This window comes from Pseudomonas sp. Pseusp97, from assembly GCF_047304025.1.
Lineage (GTDB): Bacteria > Pseudomonadota > Gammaproteobacteria > Pseudomonadales > Pseudomonadaceae > Pseudomonas.
This window is the reverse complement of the sequence record NZ_JBGLYK010000467.1, coordinates 1-742: the sequence shown is the minus strand read 5'-3', so window position 1 is coordinate 742 and position 742 is coordinate 1. Positions and strand designations below refer to the sequence as shown.

Annotated in this window: 1 protein-coding gene; it reads right to left on the bottom strand. The window is 71.3% G+C overall.

Annotated features, from left to right (window positions below; translation table 11 throughout):
• Window positions 1–742, bottom strand: a 742-nt coding sequence (locus tag ACCC94_RS29915; RefSeq protein ID WP_413353200.1) for an alpha/beta fold hydrolase, incomplete at both ends; no start/stop codon positions are given.

Sequence of the window (742 nt, the reverse complement as noted above, 5' to 3'; positions counted from 1 at the left end):
AAACTGCAGCGTCAGCCGGCAGCTCGAGGCGGATCAGCCCGCCGAAATATCCCAGCTCCGCCAGCTCGCAGCGCCATTCGCCGCCTTCGCTATTGCGCAGCACCGCACGGGTGTCGGCCGGCGCCAGGCGCGGTTCGAAGCGCCGCTCCAGGTGCAGCAGCTGCTGGCGCTGGAAACGCGTGCTGCCAGCGGCGCTGCGCGGCAGCGCTTCGCCCCGCAGGAAGGGGTTGTACAGCCGCGCGCAGGCGTCGCGGCGTTCGAACTGGGCCAGGTGATCGGCGTTGTGGATCAGCGCGAACTCCGCGTCCGCGCAGGCGTGGGCGAACTCGGCGTGCTCCCAGGGCTGGGTGAAATGGTCGTATTCGCCGGCCAGCACCAGGGTCGGGCACTGCGGGTGGCGGTCGAAGCCGCCGAAGGCCAGCAGGCGCTGGCTGTTCTGCCGGTAGCGCTCGATTTCCTCCGGCGTCAGGCGCTGCAGCTGGCGCAGCAGCGCCTTGCGGAATACCGGGGAAACGCCGGTATCGGCCAGCCGCAGCGGGTTGATCAGGCCGGTGAGCACGCCGTGGGCAAACGGCGTCTGCTCGCCCAACTCCAGGCGCGCCAGGGCTTCCACCAGCAGGGCGCGCGCGCCCCCGGGGGTTATAAACAAAAACGAGCCCCCGAGCCGGAGAGGGATGGGGGGTTTGGGGGGGGGGGGGGGTAAAAAAAATGGGGGGGGGGGGGGGGGGGGGGGGGGGGGGGG